Source organism: Rhodospirillales bacterium (genome assembly GCA_018666775.1).
Taxonomy (GTDB): domain Bacteria; phylum Pseudomonadota; class Alphaproteobacteria; order SMXQ01; family SMXQ01; genus JABIXC01.
Genome location: JABIXC010000017.1, coordinates 1 through 14486 on the forward strand (window position 1 = coordinate 1; position 14486 = coordinate 14486).

Consider the following 14486-nt stretch of genomic DNA (forward strand, 5'->3'; position numbering starts at 1 on the left):
ATGTATTTCGGGATAAACCACCCCTCACCGGCAAAGGTGGCCGGGTTTTCAAGAACGTCACCGGCAATTTTGATGCGGCCCTCTTTGACGGCTCTGGCGATTTGCGGCTTGATTGAATTCAGCCAAAGCTCTGGTGCGATGTCGGGTTTGCCCTTTTCGGTCATCGACGTCATGGTTGGCACCGTGTCGCCCGGAACCGTTTCAACATCACAGCCATAGCCATGTTTTAAAATCAGCCGATCAATATTGGCAGCCGCTTGCGCGCTCGCCCAATTCATCTCGGCAATGGTGACTTTGCCGCATGCTGCACTTGCCACCCCGACCCAAAATTGGCCCACCATCATGGCGACCATTAAGGCCCCGGTCACAAAGGCCCGTTTCATCATCAGCTCCTTTTTGGCGCCCCTCATTGTGGCGCTGGGCAGCCATAATTGGTGGCTGGGTGGTGTGAGTGTGGCACCTGTGGGGATCAAATTATAGATGTTTTATGCAGCCCTTTCTGGACGTTACATGGTTGGCAAACCGTGCGAGATCAGCTTGGTCCGTCATAGACGCACAAAGATTGAAATGATTGGGCAGCATTTTCAAACACATTTCTGGAGGGGCAGTTTTGCTTCCTATAGTTTAATTTAAATCGCCATGAATAGATAAGATTGCAATATCGCGAAGTTTTTACTAATCATGGTAGAGACCAAAAAAATGGGGGAATGGATGAATACGCCAGTTATTAGACGGGTTGCATTAATTGTTGCTGCTTTTGCACTGACGAGTGGTTGCGTCTTTACCGCCACCAAGATGATGATCCCAAGGGTTGAACCTTTAGACCGTTCGGCCATTTCCAAACCCCTCCATAAACAGGCCAGTTTTGCGCTCAGCAAGGTTGTGGCAAACATCAAGCGCGGGACGGTGATCGGCCGGTATCCAATGGGCGGGATAGATGGCATTGAAGGAACGTTTTGTAACTTCACGGGCAGATCATTGTCTTTTTTGTATTGGGACAATGGTTCCAGAATTCTGGGCAATTGGGGCACAGAATTTGGAGAGGTGTTTCATGATGTCGTCTCTAAGGCCGGGGTGAACATCAAGGGCGATCCCCATGATCTGTTTAAGCGGAAAAAATCTGCGCAAAAAGCGGAGTATATGATTGGTGCAAATATTACGAAAATCGCCAGCAATATATGCCGGGAAACCGATGTTATTAATGGCGGAAGACTAAACCAATTTAGTGGCGAGTTTTATGTGGATGTTGAGTGGTCAATCTTATCCACGGTCACGGATCAGGTTGTGTTTAAACTCAAAACACAAGGCTATCATAAACAGGTCAAGCAGATCAGAAATGGACCGTTGTTAATGTTCCAGGGTGCGTTTTCTAATGCCGCCCAGAACCTTGTCACCAGTGCAAAATTTGTCACCTTGGCAGAGCGGAAAAGTGATAGCGCTCCAGCGCGCAGTTTTGCGGGTACTGGGTTAAAGATAAATTTCAAGCCAGAAACGGATCGGCCAATCAAATCAAAGATGGCAAAGGTTCTGTCGGCAGTTGCGACAGTACGTATCGGCGGGGGCCATGGTTCTGGATTTTTCATTTCAAATGATGGCTATATGCTAACAAATGCCCATGTCGTTGGTGATTCCAAAAAGGTTGGTGTCGTGCTTAACAATGGCATTGAGGTGCCCGCCCGCGTCATTCGAAAATTAAAGAGCCGCGATATTGCCTTAATCAAGGTTGGGCTGCATGTGCCAAACCCGCTTCCCATTCGCCATAAACCCCTCACCAGGCTAGAGCAGGTTTACGCGATCGGCACGCCGATTGAAGAAGGGCTACATTCCACAATTTCGAAAGGCATCGTCAGCGGGTTTAGAAACTTTAATGGAAAAAAGTTTATACAATCAGACACGTCAATATCGCCCGGCAACAGCGGTGGCCCGCTTGTTGATCAGAATGGCAATGTTGTTGGCGTTAGTGTTCTAAAAGTTGTCACCCCTGGCGCCGAAGGCCTCGGCCTATTCATCCCCATATCAAATGCCCTCTCGGCCCTGAAAATCAAGGCAAAGTAAAAGCGACAACGCGTTATCAAAACGGGCTGAAAGTATTTAAGAAGACAGGGTAAGCTATGCCAGCATTCATTGTTGAAAGGGCATCTTGTTGAATCGTTTTAGGTATATCCCACTGCGCACCGTGTTGTTTACGGCCATTGCCATGGTGGCGTTTGCTGCGAATTCATTGTTGTGTCGGTTGGCTTTGGGCGAAGGGCTTATTGATGCGGCAAGCTTTACGACCGTCAGGGTGGCCTCTGGTGCGCTGGCGCTGAGCTTGATGGTGCTGCTGCGTCGGCAAGGCCTTGATCATGGCACGAAAGATTGGCGTCTTGGGGCCATGTTGTTTACGTACATGGTGTTTTTTTCCTTCGCATATTTATCACTCAGTGCGGGGACGGGGGCGTTGGTGCTTTTTGGCGCGGTTCAGCTGACGATGTTCATTTTTGCGTTGCGCGATGGCGAACACTTTCCGCGCTTGTCATGGGCGGGCCTTACGCTGGCCGTTGTTGGGCTGATTTATTTGGTGTCTCCCGGATTGAGCGCGCCCGATCCATTGGGGGCCATCTTCATGATGATTGCGGGGATTGCCTGGGGGCTTTATTCGTTGTCGGGCAGGGGCGTCTCAGACCCCCTCAAGGCCACTGCGGCAAGCTTCGCCTATTCGGTGCCTTTGGCGTTGATTGTCAGCCTGTTTTTTTGGAACGATTTTAGCGCCACGCCCTATGGCTTGCTCTTGGCGGTGGCATCGGGGGCTATCACCTCTGGCTGTGGCTATGTCATTTGGTATGCAGCCCTTCCCGGCCTGACGGCCAGCCGTGCCGCGACCGTGCAGCTCTCCGTGCCGGCAATCGCGGCCTTTGGCGGGGTCCTTTTGCTTTCTGAACAGATAACGCTGCGTCTGTTGCTGGCCTCTGCCGCAACGCTGGGTGGCGTTGCAATCGTGTTGGCACAGCGCTCAGTCAAACAAGACAGGTCATAAATTTACCCCAATGCGCATTGAACGCCTAAGCGCCATGGGTGACCTGCCTGAAAAGCAGTGCTAAACTTTTTGGATTGGAGACCACAAAGGAACAATGCCATGAACGTATTTAACCATCGGGGAGCTGCCCTCGCACTTGTTCTTGGCGTGGCCCTTATGTTTTCCCAGATGGTTCCAACCGCGGCACAGGACAAACCCGGGGCCTCAGCGGTAGCGATCTTTGCGGGGGGCTGTTTCTGGTGCGTCGAATCTGATTTTGATTCTGTGCCGGGCGTGCTTGATACTATCTCTGGCTATACAGGCGGGCGGGTGAAAAATCCCACCTATGCCCAGGTCACCGCTGGTGCCAGTGGCCACCGAGAGGCAGTGAAGATTACCTTTGATCCCAAACAGGTGAGCTACACCACGCTGGTTGATATCTTTTGGCACTCGGTCGATCCCACCGACGGCGGCGGCCAGTTCTGCGACCGGGGCCAGAGCTACACCTCTGCCATCTTTGCCACCAATCCGGCACAACGCCAATTGGCGATGGCCTCAAAGGCCAAGCTCATCAAATCGGGGGTGCTCAAAAAACGCAAGGTCCGGACCCCGGTGCTCACGGCCGGGCCGTTCTACGCTGCTGAGGATTACCACCAGAATTATTACAAACGGAGCCCCTTGCAATACAAGTTTTACCGCTATCGCTGCGGGCGCGATGCCCGGCTCAAGGCCCTATGGGGCGCCGACGCCATGCGCGGTATAGATACGCACTAAGCGGGCACCAGACCGAGCGCCGCACCGGCTTGGGCTTAACCGCACAAACCGCCCCAAACCACCAAAAACCGTCCCTCACATGGCAGCCATGTGGCGTCTTGGTCACTTTTGATTTGTTTTGGGGGGGGATATAAAATATACAACACGCATTGCTGACGACATGCACCATGCCCCCGGTGGGGATGCGGGTTTAAGCGTCGTTTCATCTGCATCTTATAGGAGAACCATCATGGCCAGGAAGCAGCCCAAGGGCACGACGAGTTACGTCATGTATGATGTGGTCTTTGATGATGATAGCCGCAATTCAAACTGCAAAGTGCCAGCAGAGGTTCTTCAAGGCATTGAAGGGGATGGGGCAGTAGAGGCCTATTTCGCAGAGCAGCAAGCCAAGATCGCCGAGATGTCTGGCAAGCAACGGCCCAAGATTGTCTCCATCGTCCGGTCCGGCAAGAAGAAAGACAAAGACACAAAGAAAAAAGGCAAGAAATAGCCCGTTCCCAAGCCCTGAACACCGTTCCACCGCATAAATGAATTCAGCCCTGGCAAATCGCCGGGGTTTTTTGATTTTTAGCGGGTTTTGGAGCAGAAAATCAATAGTTGAGTGCGGGCGGATGAAACCTGATTATCTTAGGTAGAATAATATAATAGTAAATTTCTATAGGTTGTGTAGCATGGGTTAAAATAATTGGGGAGGATTGAAATGGATTTACCTAGCTACCTAAAATCTGGTGAAGTTGCTCGCTTGTTTCCCGTAATTTCTGATTCTGGGAAAGAACAGAAAGCGACTTCAATTTTTTTATCAGTTTTATCTGCTGTCCCTAAATTTGCAGATGGGGTTCTTTCTCAAATTGGTCAGCGTGTCGGTACAAGGGCCATTGTAAATACGTTTATCGAGGTGGTTCCGGCGAAGAGTGTGATCGCTAATAAGAAGGATCGTCCTGATGGATTAATTGAGGTTCAGGTGGGTAAGAAGCGCTGGCTAGCCCTAGTAGAAGCAAAAATAGGGACCAGCAAGTTGGATAAAAACCAAGTAGAGCGTTACTTGCAGCTTGCGAGGGAAAACGGCATTGATGCCGTGATTACAATTTCAAATGAATTTTCATCCTCTCCAACGCATTCACCAGTTAAGGTGAATAAAAACCTTATTCGAAGCGTGCATTTGCTTCATTTCTCATGGACGGCGCTCCTGACGAATGCTGTGTTGATGCATGAACAGGGGGAACGTTTAGATACAGAACAGGCGTTTTTGATACGGGAATTTATTCGTTTCTTTTCACATGAATCTGCCGGTGTGAGCGGGTTTACTTCCATGCCCCCAGCTTGGGGTGAAGAAATTGGGCATATTCAGGCCGGAGGCTTTATTCAGAAGGGTGATAATGCTGCTGATATTGTATCTGCTTGGTATCAGGAATTACGTGACCTCGCCCTTCAAATGAGTCGTGCGATTGGTTGTAATATATCATTGAAAATGAGCCGGGCTCATGAAAGCGATCCGGAACTTCGGCTTAAAAATGGATCAGAGTTTTTAGCAACCCATGGAAAACTGGAAAGCATTCTGGAGGTTCCGAATGCGGCATCTGACCTATTTATAACGGCGGATCTTCGTGCAAAGTCTATTAAAGTTGCCATGAAATTGGATGCTCCTAAAGAAAGAAAAACAACCAAGGCCCGGGTGAATTGGTTGTTACGCCAGCTAAAAGATATAAAATTAAATGACGTTAAAGTTGGCGTGGTATGGGCATCTCGAGTGGCGACCTCATACTTTTCGTTGGAAGAATTATTAGAGAATCCCGAAATTGTGAATGAGGTGACAACGTCCTCAGAGGTTCGAGCCTTTGAAGTGATCGTTACCACTTCAGATACTCGACGGTTTAAAGGGCGGCGCACTGTCATTGAGGACCTAGAAGATTTAGTTCCCCGTTTTTATGAATTTCTTGGACAACATCTTCGTGCGTGGAATCCATCACCACCAAAACCGGTACATTCAGTGCAGGAAAAAGGCAGTACTGATCCCAAAAACCCGCCCATTGCTAAGAGTGAGGCTGGGATCGCTGGAAATGCACATAATGACTTGCTGGAGATTCCCAATTTCTTGAAGCGGATAAGTGGACAGCTTTAAAAACTTCTGATTTCATAAAATTTTAAAGACAAGAGCCCTGGCAAATCGCCGGGGTTTTTTGATTTTTAGCGGGTTTTGGTGGTTTTTTAGAGTTAATTTAGCGTGCTATTCACGTCTTTTTAAGGGGATTGGGGCAGGTTATCAGGAGCGGCGGGGTGTTTTTTGCCGAGTTTTTTTGAGGTGTATCGCGTGGACAGAGAAGCCTATCTAGAGGCATTGGGAGGCCGGGAATGCATGGAGCGAGTCCATCGCATTTTCTATGGCAAGCTATTGTCTCATCCATGGCTGAAGGGGTTTTTTGAAGGCAAAAGTCGCGATTTTCTGGAATCCCAACAAACCGATTTCTTCCTGTCAGAGCTGTGCGGCGTTACCGGTTATTTTGGCCGGATTCCGGCATCGGCCCACACCCATTTGTTTATCACCGATGAAGTGTTCGAATTGCGCCATGTCATTTTGAAAGAAGCCCTGCACACGGCAAAAGTGCCCGTTGAACTGCACGAGCGTTGGTTGCAATTCGACATGAGCTTCAAGTCAGGGATGGTCAAGGCATCCATTGATGAATGCAAAGGCCGATACAAAACAGAACCGGTTATTTCTGTTCCAAAACCGGCCCACAAATCAGCGGTCGCTTAAACGCGATTTTTTAATCCAGTGCATTTATTTCGAACGGCACCTGGTCTGGGCCGTGGCCCCGGTACGTGGTGTTGGTGTCTGGTTTAAACCGGCCTTGTAAAACCTTTCCCACCAATCTTTCCGAACGAATAATGATGGCAACGGATCGTTCCTTGCCCCCGTTTTCCGCATGAATGCCAAAGGGCGGCACCAGATCGACGGCGCCCCGGGTCCCTATGGTTTTGCTTTCACATTCAACCACCGCATGGCCTTCGACCAATCCATCATCGGTGCGTCGATAGCGCGCCAGTTCTTCTGTGCCATCAACAATGCCATAGGCCGTCCAGGCATGAGCGTGATCGTGGATGCCACGCTGGCGGTCAATGGTGCGCACCACGGCGTTGATGACAAAATTGTAATCGGTGTCTTCGTGGAGCAAGAGGTTCTTGTGGCCCTCTGTTGATGGCCAGGTTTTGGAATGGGCAAGAATGCTGTCGTCATTGATCAGGTCTTGCAAAAGATCTTTGGCCCGGTTCATGGCGGCCTCTGTGTCGCCCTTTGCATCGGCGAAGGCCAAACGCAGGTTTTGGATAAAATCCTTAAAGGCGGGCAGTTGCGGGTTTGCCACCAAACATCTCCTGTTTGTTTTATGTCTCTTGCCTAAGGGTGGGATAATCTTTGGGCCCAGGCAAGCACCTTGACCCTTTCATGCCTGAAATGGGAACATGGGACATGGATGGATTAGAGACATTAGAGGTTAGGGAGCTTTCCCCCGTGTTGGGCGCGGAGATTCTGGGGCTTGATCTTAGCAAGCCATTATCCGGTGCTGTGGTCGAGCAAATCCGGGAATTATGGCTGAAATACTGCGTTCTGGTGATCCGGGGCGAAGAGATCACCCAGGAAGAGCAGCTGCGTTTTGCCGCTAATTTTGGCACGCTGGGGGAACGTAAACGGGCAAAAAGCGCTCTGAAAAAAGCCACCGAAGGCATTTATCAAAACGAACCCCATACCCTTTTGGTCAGCAACATTACGGTCGATGGAAAGCCCATTGGGGCCTTTGGCGAAGGCGATATGTGGTTTCACATCGATGCGGGCTATACAGAACGGCCCTATAAACACACTTTTTTGTATGGGGTGGAATTGCCATCCAGCGGGGGCGATACGCTGTTTGCGAATGGCTATATGGCTTATGATGCACTGTCTGATGATCTTAAAAAGAAGATCACTGGGCGCAAAGCGCTCCACATCCATCAATACAAACGATCCGCAGAGGTGGACCTGTCAGAAGACATCAGCAAGTCGCCCCATTGGTATCACCCAATGGTGGTGACCCATCCTGAAACGGGGCGCAAATCATTGTTTGTTGATCGGTTGATGACCGCCGCCATCGAGGGTATGGATGCAGACGAAAGCAAAGACCTGTTGAGCCAGTTGTTCGACCATATCGAGCGTGCGGAATTCATTTATGCCCATCAATGGGCCTTACATGATTTGGTGATGTGGGATAACCGTTGTCTGGTTCATGGGCGGACCTATTTCCCAGAGGATGAAGATCGCTTGTTGCGCCGTTGCACGATTGAAGGTGAACCGGTTCACGAATAAACGGGTTTATCGTTTACCACTCACGCCTCTACCACTCACTTGTTTGCACAAAGTGTCGCGCTGCGAACTGATAGGTTTCGCGGATCAGAAAATCGGCATCTGCCTTGTCGCTGGGGTTTTTATCAGCCCATTTATTAAGCAATTCTTCCCATAGCATAAAGATGTCCCGCAGCTGGTCCCGGACCTCGCGGATATGGGCAACCTGGGTATCAAATTGACGCAGGGTGTTGAGAACTTCGCAGGTGTAGGCATCAAGCTCGTCGAAACGATCAAAGGTTTCCCGGATGGGCGTGTCGACCAAGGTGTTGCAGCGAATGATCGATTCGTGGACAGATTTTTCATTGCTATAAGAGGATGCAAACGTCTTCATCTTCTTTTGGACGAGCTTGATTTTCTGCATCTGTTCGCGGAGCGCATCAATATAGCACATTTCCATGGCAAGACGTTCCGCCAGTTCCTTGGTGCCCTCAAGCTTGTCTTCGACATTTTCGCCCAGCGTCAGCTTTTCCGACATGGCGACATATTCTTTTTCGGCCAAAACACCCATTTCTGTTTCATTCGCTTTGGCAATAAGTTGCTCAGTCGTAAACTCGCCGATATCTTCGCCGGTCGATTGCAGCGCCAATTGCAGTTTGATACGGCTGCGGGCGATTGTTTTGTATTTTTCATCAATCATCCAGGGCGCGGTGCCCAGCAGAACCTCGCGGGGGAGAGAATCGCCCGGGCGGATTTCGCGCACATATTTCAGGCCCATGGTGACGTAATGCAAAAGCTTTGAATCAATGGAATTGTCCTTGATTTCAAAACCGTCAGCAATCTGGCGAACGGGGATACCGGCCACCGCATCACCGATGGGGACAAACAGGGCAATTTCATCGCCGTCTGAAGTCTTTCGAAAAACGGCACAATCAATGCTGAACAGTTTGTGTTCGAACAAAAAATCGATGGTTTTGGGGAGAGACAGATCCTCCAGTGATACTTCTTCTGTCATGGTCATGGCTTAAGCAATCCGACTGAGTGAGCTGATTCTAAGCGCCAGACCCGATTTTCAGGCCCAAGCGGAATAGGGGCTTTAAATATCGCGGTATAACCTAAATGAGTTATTAACCCTGATGAAATGATTGCGGCATTGTTGCTTCCAAAATTAAGGATGTGTTGGAAACTGGCGGTTTTTAACAAGAAGTTCCGAAGAAAATTCGGCGATTTTAGCCCATCAGCCCCAACGTTACAGTATTGATAAAACCCACTTTGGTATCAGAGCCGCCCCAATTACGGGACGCTTGATCCGGGCATATTGGTGTATTTGCCAAAGGAGTTATTAACCCTGACCGGAAGGGGTGGTAGGTTGACCCACTCAAAATGGATAATTCGCTTAAAAATCCTTACAGGGGGAAGAATATGATTTCGAAAAAAATGACAATTTCTCGCGGGCTTGCGGGACTCCTCGGCGTTGCGGTGGTGGCAACCACGACGATGGCGGCGATGGCGGCCTCACCCGCAGAATTCTATAAGGGCCGCAAATTGCAGATGATCGTCGGCTCCGACCCCGGCGGCGGGTATGACACCTATGGCCGGCTGGTGGCTCGCCATATCGGACGCTTCCTGCCCGGAAAACCATCCCGGATTATCGTGAAAAATATGCCGGGTGCTGCTTCCATCGTCAGCGTCAATTACGTCTATAATGTTGCGCCTCAAGATGGCTCTGTTATGGGTGCCCCCCAGCGGAGTATTCCCTTCGCCCAAATTTTGGGCAAAAAAGGCCCACGTTACTTGTCATCGAAGATCAACTGGTTGGGCAGCCTCAATAACGAAGCAGGCGTCGTCTACACCTGGCACAAGGCCAAGGTGAAGACCATGCAGGATGCCTTTAAGCATGTGGCAATCTTTGGTGCGGTTGGTCCCAATGACACGGAATATTATCCATCCCTGTTGAACAACACCATGGGAGCGAAATTCAAATTGGTGATGGGCTATTCATCCTCCACCACCATCCGCCTTGCCATGGAACGGGGCGAAGTGGAAGGCCAGACCCAGTCTTGGTCATCGCTGCGCAATGGCAATCCAGAATGGATTTCTGGAAACAAGGTCAATGTCTTTGTGCAGTTGTCGTTGAAGAAACATCCAGACCTGCCCAATGTGCCGTTGGTGTTTGATTTCATCACCAAGGAGCAGATCCTGCCACAGTTCACCGTCGATGAGGTCAAGACCTATTGGCGTTTGATGCTGACAGAAAAGGCCATGGGCCGTCCCTTCATGCTGGGCCCAAAGGTCCCTGCAGATCGGGTTGCTGCCATGCGCAAGGCCTTCACTGCCATGGTGTCAGAGAAGAAATTCCTGGCAGAAGCCAAGAAACGCAGGCGTGAGATTGTCTTTGTTTCCGGTGGTGAAATTCAGAAAATGATTGGAAGCATGGCAGCCGCGCCAAAAAAGACCATTGAGAACCTGGCCAGCCTGATCCGCTACAAGGGGCCGATCAAGCGGGTAAAGGAAGCCCTGGCGCGCCATTCCGGCAAGGTCACCAAGACCAAAAAAGGCGGTCGCCGTATTTACCTTATGTTTAAGGGTAAAGAAGTGAAGGCCAAGGTTTCGGGATCGCGCACCAAAGTCATGCTCAACGGTAAAAAGGTGAAGCGCAAAAAAATCAAGGCTGGCATGACCTGTACCTTCGTCTATCCGGGTGCCGGCCAGGAAGCGAAAGAAGTGAACTGTAAGAAGTAGTTTTGGGGAACACCTGAACGAAAACGCCCTCGGGGAATTCCCGGGGGCGTTTTTATGTGTGCTTTAAACCCTTTTGCACCGTGTCGGTGAAGCCGACCGTCACATTGGCACCGCCCTCAATCACAGGGCGCTTGATCAGGGTGGGGGAGGCTGCCATCAGGGCGATGGCGCGTTTGTCATCCAGATTGGCCCGGGATGGTTCCGCCAAGCCCTTCCAGGTGGTAGAGCGTTTGTTCAGGACCGTTTCCCAGCCCAACGCCCCAACCCAGGCGGTAATTTTAGACGCATCAATGCCGTCTTTGCGGAAATCGTGAAACCGGTGTTCAATGTTTTGGGCCGACAGCCATTTCAGGGCTGATCTGCAGGTATCACAATTTTTAATGCCGTAAACGATAATCATCATTTATCCTGTTTCTTGTCATTTTCTTGATTATAGACCGATTTTTTTAGATGCAGGGCTTTGCGTTTGGCGCGGGCTCTTGTAAAACAGGAAACCACACAGAAAACCAGACCGATACAGAAACGGGGAAGTAATATGGACGCCATCGAAATTGCAAGGGTACAGACCTATCTACGGACGGCCTTTGACAATCAGCGCATTATGATCGACCAACCGAAAAAGCCGGGTGCGCCCATCGAAGTGCGCACCGGCCCGGAATTTGTCGGCGTGCTGCATCGCGACGAAGATGAAGGCGAAGTGTCATACACATTGATGGTTTCCATTCTGGAAGAAGACTTGCCCCCAACCGGAGGCTGAGCGTGGGCGGCTAAGCCGCGACACACGGGGCCACACATGAACCCAGAATCATTATTGACCCGTTCTGAACATGTTTTTGCCATCTTGATGGCGGGTTTTGTCGTGGTGTTGGTGTTGACCAACATCATCGGGGTAAAGTTGTTTCTGGCATTCCCCGAAACCATGCCCCAGGGTTTATTCGGAGAATCCATCACCCTGACCATGGGGTTGATCACCTATCCCTTTACGTTTTTGATGACCGATATCGTGTGCGAGGTCTATGGCCGCAAAAAAGCAAATTTGATGGTGGTGACAGGCTTTGTCATGAGCCTGATTTCTTTGGTGTTCATTCAAATCTCATTGGTGTTGCCAGGCGCACCTGCCTGGACTGCGGGCAGTGTCCATTATGGGACGGTTGGCGAAATGCAACGCGCGTTCGAATCCGTCTTTACGCTGCCGGGCATTTTAATCTTTGGGTCCATGACGGCGTATCTTGTGGCCCAATTGATGGATGTGCGGTTGTTTCATTTCTGGAAACGGGTGACCAATGGCCGCCATTTATGGCTGCGCAACAATGCCTCCACCATGATCAGCCAGATGGTCGATACGGTCATCGTGAATTCGATTTTTTTAGGCTTTGGCCTTGGCCTGCCGTGGGTTTTGGTGGGGAAAATTATTATCGCCAGTTACCTGTTCAAGGTTTTGATGGCCTTGGCCGATACGCCCTTTATCTATCTTGGGGTCTATTGGGTGCGTCGGATCACGGGCCAAGCGCACGCGAAGTGATTGCCGCTTGGCCATTCTCTGTCTAAAATGGCGATAGAACCTCGAAAAGGGGTCCATTATTAGGGAGAAAGCACATGACACCAGAAGAGAACAAAGCCTTAACGCGTGTTGGCCCCGGAACGCCCGGCGGTGAAATGTTGCGCCGCTATTGGTGGCCGGTATTTCTGTCTGATGACCTGAAAAATGAACCCGTTATTGTGCGCCATCTTGGCGAAGATTTTGTTTTGTTCCGCGAAGGCAAAGGCCAAGTCGGGCTTTTGGATAAATCCTGTCCCCACCGTGGCGTCTCCATGGAACATGGCCGGGTCGAAGACACAGGCATTCGCTGTTGCTATCATGGCTGGCTGTTCGATGCCGATGGCCAATGTCTGGAGACCCCGGCAGAACCTGTTGGATCAACCCTGAAAGACGGGGTGAAAATGCGCGCCGGTCAGGTGCGGGAACTTTCGGGATTTGTATTTGCCTATATCGGGCCGATGCCGGTGCCGGTGTTGCCGAAATATGATTTGCTATCGCGCGAAGACATGCACCGCGAAGTATGGTCAAAAACCGATCATTGCAATTGGGTGCAACGGGCCGAAAATGGTGCCGATCCCTATCATTCCATGTCGCTGCATGCGCCGGTTTACCCATCGATTGCCTTGAAACGGGCAGAGGTTGAATGGACCGAAACCTGGTATGGGTGCCGCCAGGAATCCCATTACCCCGGAGAGCTGACCAATATCAGCCACCAGATTTTTCCGTCATCCACCCGTCGTCATGGCGCCCGGGTTGGCACGGTGCCCAGCGAATTTTTCCACATTCGTGTGCCCACCGATGATGACCTGACCACCACGTTTTATGTGAAGGCCAATGCGGCGCCAGAAGGCCCATATCGATTGGTCAGCTCTGGTGCGCGAAAAAATGTGCGGGGCGTCTATGAAAAGGTTGATGATGGCTGGTGGCGCGTTGTTTCCAATGAACAAGATCGCGCCGCCCAGGAAAGCCAGGGGTTGATTTATGACCGCAGTAAGAATGAAACGCTGGGAACATCGGACCGGGGCGTTGTGATGTGGCGACACATGGCTTTTGAATCGATCAAGGCCGTTCAAGAAGGCCGCGACCCGGCAGGGGTGGTGCGCGAAGGTGATGAAAATGCCGAACAAATCATCGAATTTGATGCCAGCAAAAACTTCTCTGATTCCGCTCGCGAACTCGGCGAAGAACGCGCGCTCAGCTAATCCCTGAACCCGGGATCGGCGCGGTCCAGCATTTCGAGATGTGAATGCCATTCTGCGGGCGGCGTTATGTGGTCGCGCGGGCGGTTGGCCTGTTTTGCTGTGTATTTCACCACGTCCATGTCTGGCAGGTTAAGCGCGCCCCCGGTGTTCATGGCGGCCACCTGAACCCGGCATGCGGTCTCCAGAGAATAGCTCCAGCGAAAGGCCGACCACATGCTGGGGGCGGTTACCAATAGCCCGTGATTGCGCAGGATGATCCAGTTGCGCGTGCCCAGATCGGCCACCAATCGGTCGCGTTCTTCCAGGTCCGTCGCATAGCCTTCATAGTTGTGATAGGCCATGTCGGCGACGAAGCGCATGGATTTCTGATTGACCGGCAACAACCCGCATTCCAGCGCCGATACCGCCATGCCTGCGGTGGTATGGGTATGGACGCAGCATTCCACATCGGGTCGCGCGCCCATGATGGCGGAATGGATGACGTAGCCGGCGCGGATGACGGTGTCGGGGGTGTCGTCCAGAATTTGGCCTTCAAGGTTGATCTTGATCAGGTCCGATGCCCGCATCTGGTGAAACAACCGGCCTTCGGGATTTAATAAAAACTGGTCATCGGTTCCTGGCACCCGGGCCGAAATATGGGTCGATGTCTTGTCGTCCATATCGTAATGGGCGATCAATCGATACATGGCGGCCAGATTGACGCGGGTTTCGCGCTCCTGATCGCTCATAGGGGGATGGTTGCCTTCAAGGCGGGTGATGGATACCGGTGATGCACACATGATTTGTCTCTCCCTGTTTTGTCCCGTCTTATGCGCGAGATCATGCAAAGAGGTTAGAAGAAATGAGCCTTTGATTCAAATGGCTTTGCTTGCGTGGGCCACACTTGCGTAGGTGCGTGTTGTAGGTTACCAAGAATGAAAGCGG

At 51.1% G+C, this 14486-nt stretch carries 17 protein-coding genes; 11 read left to right on the forward strand and 6 right to left on the reverse strand.

The features are described from left to right. Both HOJ08_07980 and HOJ08_07985 read right to left on the reverse strand, forming a co-directional pair. The coding region (locus HOJ08_07980; GenBank protein MBT5673371.1) for an ABC transporter substrate-binding protein at positions 1 to 383 on the reverse strand (383 nt) is incomplete at its 3' end. 246 nt (positions 384 to 629) lie between these two features. After that, positions 630 to 836 carry a hypothetical protein gene (locus tag HOJ08_07985; protein MBT5673372.1) on the reverse strand — a complete coding sequence of 69 codons (207 nt, stop codon included), beginning with the start codon at positions 834 to 836 and terminating at the stop codon, positions 630 to 632. A 238-nt stretch (positions 837 to 1074) separates the two neighbouring features. Between HOJ08_07985 and HOJ08_07990 the strand changes: the two genes are divergently transcribed. The 6 genes from HOJ08_07990 to HOJ08_08015 all read left to right on the forward strand — a co-directional run bounded on the left by HOJ08_07990 (position 1075) and on the right by HOJ08_08015 (position 6521). After that, a complete protein-coding gene (locus HOJ08_07990) occupies positions 1075 to 2055 on the forward strand; it encodes a trypsin-like peptidase domain-containing protein (protein ID MBT5673373.1) in 981 nt (326 codons plus the stop codon). Between the two features lie 142 nt (positions 2056 to 2197). Continuing rightward, positions 2198 to 3016, forward strand: coding sequence for a DMT family transporter (locus tag HOJ08_07995; protein MBT5673374.1), 819 nt, complete (start codon positions 2198 to 2200; stop codon positions 3014 to 3016). Between the two features lie 99 nt (positions 3017 to 3115). After that, positions 3116 to 3769, forward strand: a complete 654-nt coding sequence (gene msrA, locus HOJ08_08000) for a peptide-methionine (S)-S-oxide reductase MsrA (GenBank protein MBT5673375.1) — start codon at positions 3116 to 3118, stop codon at positions 3767 to 3769. 229 nt (positions 3770 to 3998) lie between these two features. Next, entirely contained in the window at positions 3999 to 4259 is a 261-nt protein-coding gene (locus tag HOJ08_08005; GenBank protein MBT5673376.1) for a hypothetical protein, read from the forward strand. Between the two features lie 210 nt (positions 4260 to 4469). Beyond that, positions 4470 to 5888, forward strand: a complete 1419-nt coding sequence (locus tag HOJ08_08010; protein MBT5673377.1) for a hypothetical protein — start codon at positions 4470 to 4472, stop codon at positions 5886 to 5888. A 189-nt stretch (positions 5889 to 6077) separates the two neighbouring features. After that, positions 6078 to 6521, forward strand: coding sequence for a group 1 truncated hemoglobin (locus HOJ08_08015; protein ID MBT5673378.1), 444 nt, complete (start codon positions 6078 to 6080; stop codon positions 6519 to 6521). 10 nt (positions 6522 to 6531) lie between these two features. Here HOJ08_08015 and HOJ08_08020 read toward each other — a convergent pair whose 3' ends face one another. Then, entirely contained in the window at positions 6532 to 7128 is a 597-nt protein-coding gene (locus tag HOJ08_08020; protein MBT5673379.1) for a hypothetical protein, read from the reverse strand. A gap of 104 nt (positions 7129 to 7232) precedes the next feature. On the opposite strand from HOJ08_08020, the gene HOJ08_08025 reads away from it, so the two are divergent. Next, complete coding sequence (locus tag HOJ08_08025) at positions 7233 to 8102, forward strand: TauD/TfdA family dioxygenase (protein MBT5673380.1); 870 nt, start codon at positions 7233 to 7235, stop codon at positions 8100 to 8102. A 28-nt stretch (positions 8103 to 8130) separates the two neighbouring features. Here the strand turns inward: HOJ08_08025 and HOJ08_08030 are convergent, their stop codons facing one another. Then, positions 8131 to 9099: a hypothetical protein gene (locus tag HOJ08_08030; GenBank protein MBT5673381.1), complete on the reverse strand. Its 969-nt coding sequence runs from the start codon at positions 9097 to 9099 to the stop codon at positions 8131 to 8133. A gap of 401 nt (positions 9100 to 9500) precedes the next feature. Between HOJ08_08030 and HOJ08_08035 the strand changes: the two genes are divergently transcribed. Next, positions 9501 to 10820 carry a hypothetical protein gene (locus tag HOJ08_08035; GenBank protein ID MBT5673382.1) on the forward strand — a complete coding sequence of 440 codons (1320 nt, stop codon included), beginning with the start codon at positions 9501 to 9503 and terminating at the stop codon, positions 10818 to 10820. Between the two features lie 52 nt (positions 10821 to 10872). Here HOJ08_08035 and HOJ08_08040 read toward each other — a convergent pair whose 3' ends face one another. Further along, positions 10873 to 11220, reverse strand: a complete 348-nt coding sequence (locus HOJ08_08040; protein ID MBT5673383.1) for an arsenate reductase — start codon at positions 11218 to 11220, stop codon at positions 10873 to 10875. Between the two features lie 135 nt (positions 11221 to 11355). Here HOJ08_08040 and HOJ08_08045 point away from each other — a divergent pair, with 135 nt between their 5' ends. The 3 genes from HOJ08_08045 (at position 11356) to HOJ08_08055 (ending at position 13562) form a co-directional block, all read left to right on the forward strand. Then, on the forward strand, positions 11356 to 11577 hold the full coding sequence (locus tag HOJ08_08045) for a DUF3126 family protein (GenBank protein MBT5673384.1): 222 nt from the start codon (positions 11356 to 11358) through the stop codon (positions 11575 to 11577). A 36-nt stretch (positions 11578 to 11613) separates the two neighbouring features. Next, positions 11614 to 12342 (forward strand): queuosine precursor transporter, encoded by a 729-nt coding sequence (locus tag HOJ08_08050; protein MBT5673385.1) that lies wholly within the window; start codon positions 11614 to 11616, stop codon positions 12340 to 12342. Positions 12343 to 12416: 74 nt separating this feature from the next. After that, the gene (locus tag HOJ08_08055) at positions 12417 to 13562 is read left to right on the forward strand and encodes a Rieske 2Fe-2S domain-containing protein (GenBank protein ID MBT5673386.1); all 1146 of its coding nucleotides are present in this window, start codon (positions 12417 to 12419) and stop codon (positions 13560 to 13562) included. Here HOJ08_08055 and HOJ08_08060 read toward each other — a convergent pair. Then, positions 13559 to 14290: a class II aldolase/adducin family protein gene (locus HOJ08_08060; GenBank protein ID MBT5673387.1), complete on the reverse strand. Its 732-nt coding sequence runs from the start codon at positions 14288 to 14290 to the stop codon at positions 13559 to 13561. The genes HOJ08_08055 and HOJ08_08060 overlap by 4 nt on opposite strands. Between the last annotated feature and the right edge of the window lie 196 nt (positions 14291 to 14486).

Coding starts and splice junctions, on each gene's coding strand:
- HOJ08_07985 (MBT5673372.1), bottom strand. CDS start 836: ATGGCCGAACGGTCTAAAGGTTCAACCCTTGGGATCATCATCTTGGTG.
- HOJ08_08055 (MBT5673386.1), top strand. CDS start 12,417: ATGACACCAGAAGAGAACAAAGCCTTAACGCGTGTTGGCCCCGGAACG.
- HOJ08_08050 (MBT5673385.1), top strand. CDS start 11,614: ATGAACCCAGAATCATTATTGACCCGTTCTGAACATGTTTTTGCCATC.
- HOJ08_07995 (MBT5673374.1), top strand. CDS start 2,198: ATGGTGGCGTTTGCTGCGAATTCATTGTTGTGTCGGTTGGCTTTGGGC.
- msrA (MBT5673375.1), top strand. CDS start 3,116: ATGAACGTATTTAACCATCGGGGAGCTGCCCTCGCACTTGTTCTTGGC.
- HOJ08_08010 (MBT5673377.1), top strand. CDS start 4,470: ATGGATTTACCTAGCTACCTAAAATCTGGTGAAGTTGCTCGCTTGTTT.
- HOJ08_08005 (MBT5673376.1), top strand. CDS start 3,999: ATGGCCAGGAAGCAGCCCAAGGGCACGACGAGTTACGTCATGTATGAT.
- HOJ08_08025 (MBT5673380.1), top strand. CDS start 7,233: ATGGATGGATTAGAGACATTAGAGGTTAGGGAGCTTTCCCCCGTGTTG.
- HOJ08_08030 (MBT5673381.1), bottom strand. CDS start 9,099: ATGACCATGACAGAAGAAGTATCACTGGAGGATCTGTCTCTCCCCAAA.
- HOJ08_08045 (MBT5673384.1), top strand. CDS start 11,356: ATGGACGCCATCGAAATTGCAAGGGTACAGACCTATCTACGGACGGCC.
- HOJ08_08060 (MBT5673387.1), bottom strand. CDS start 14,290: ATGAGCGATCAGGAGCGCGAAACCCGCGTCAATCTGGCCGCCATGTAT.
- HOJ08_08040 (MBT5673383.1), bottom strand. CDS start 11,220: ATGATTATCGTTTACGGCATTAAAAATTGTGATACCTGCAGATCAGCC.
- HOJ08_08035 (MBT5673382.1), top strand. CDS start 9,501: ATGATTTCGAAAAAAATGACAATTTCTCGCGGGCTTGCGGGACTCCTC.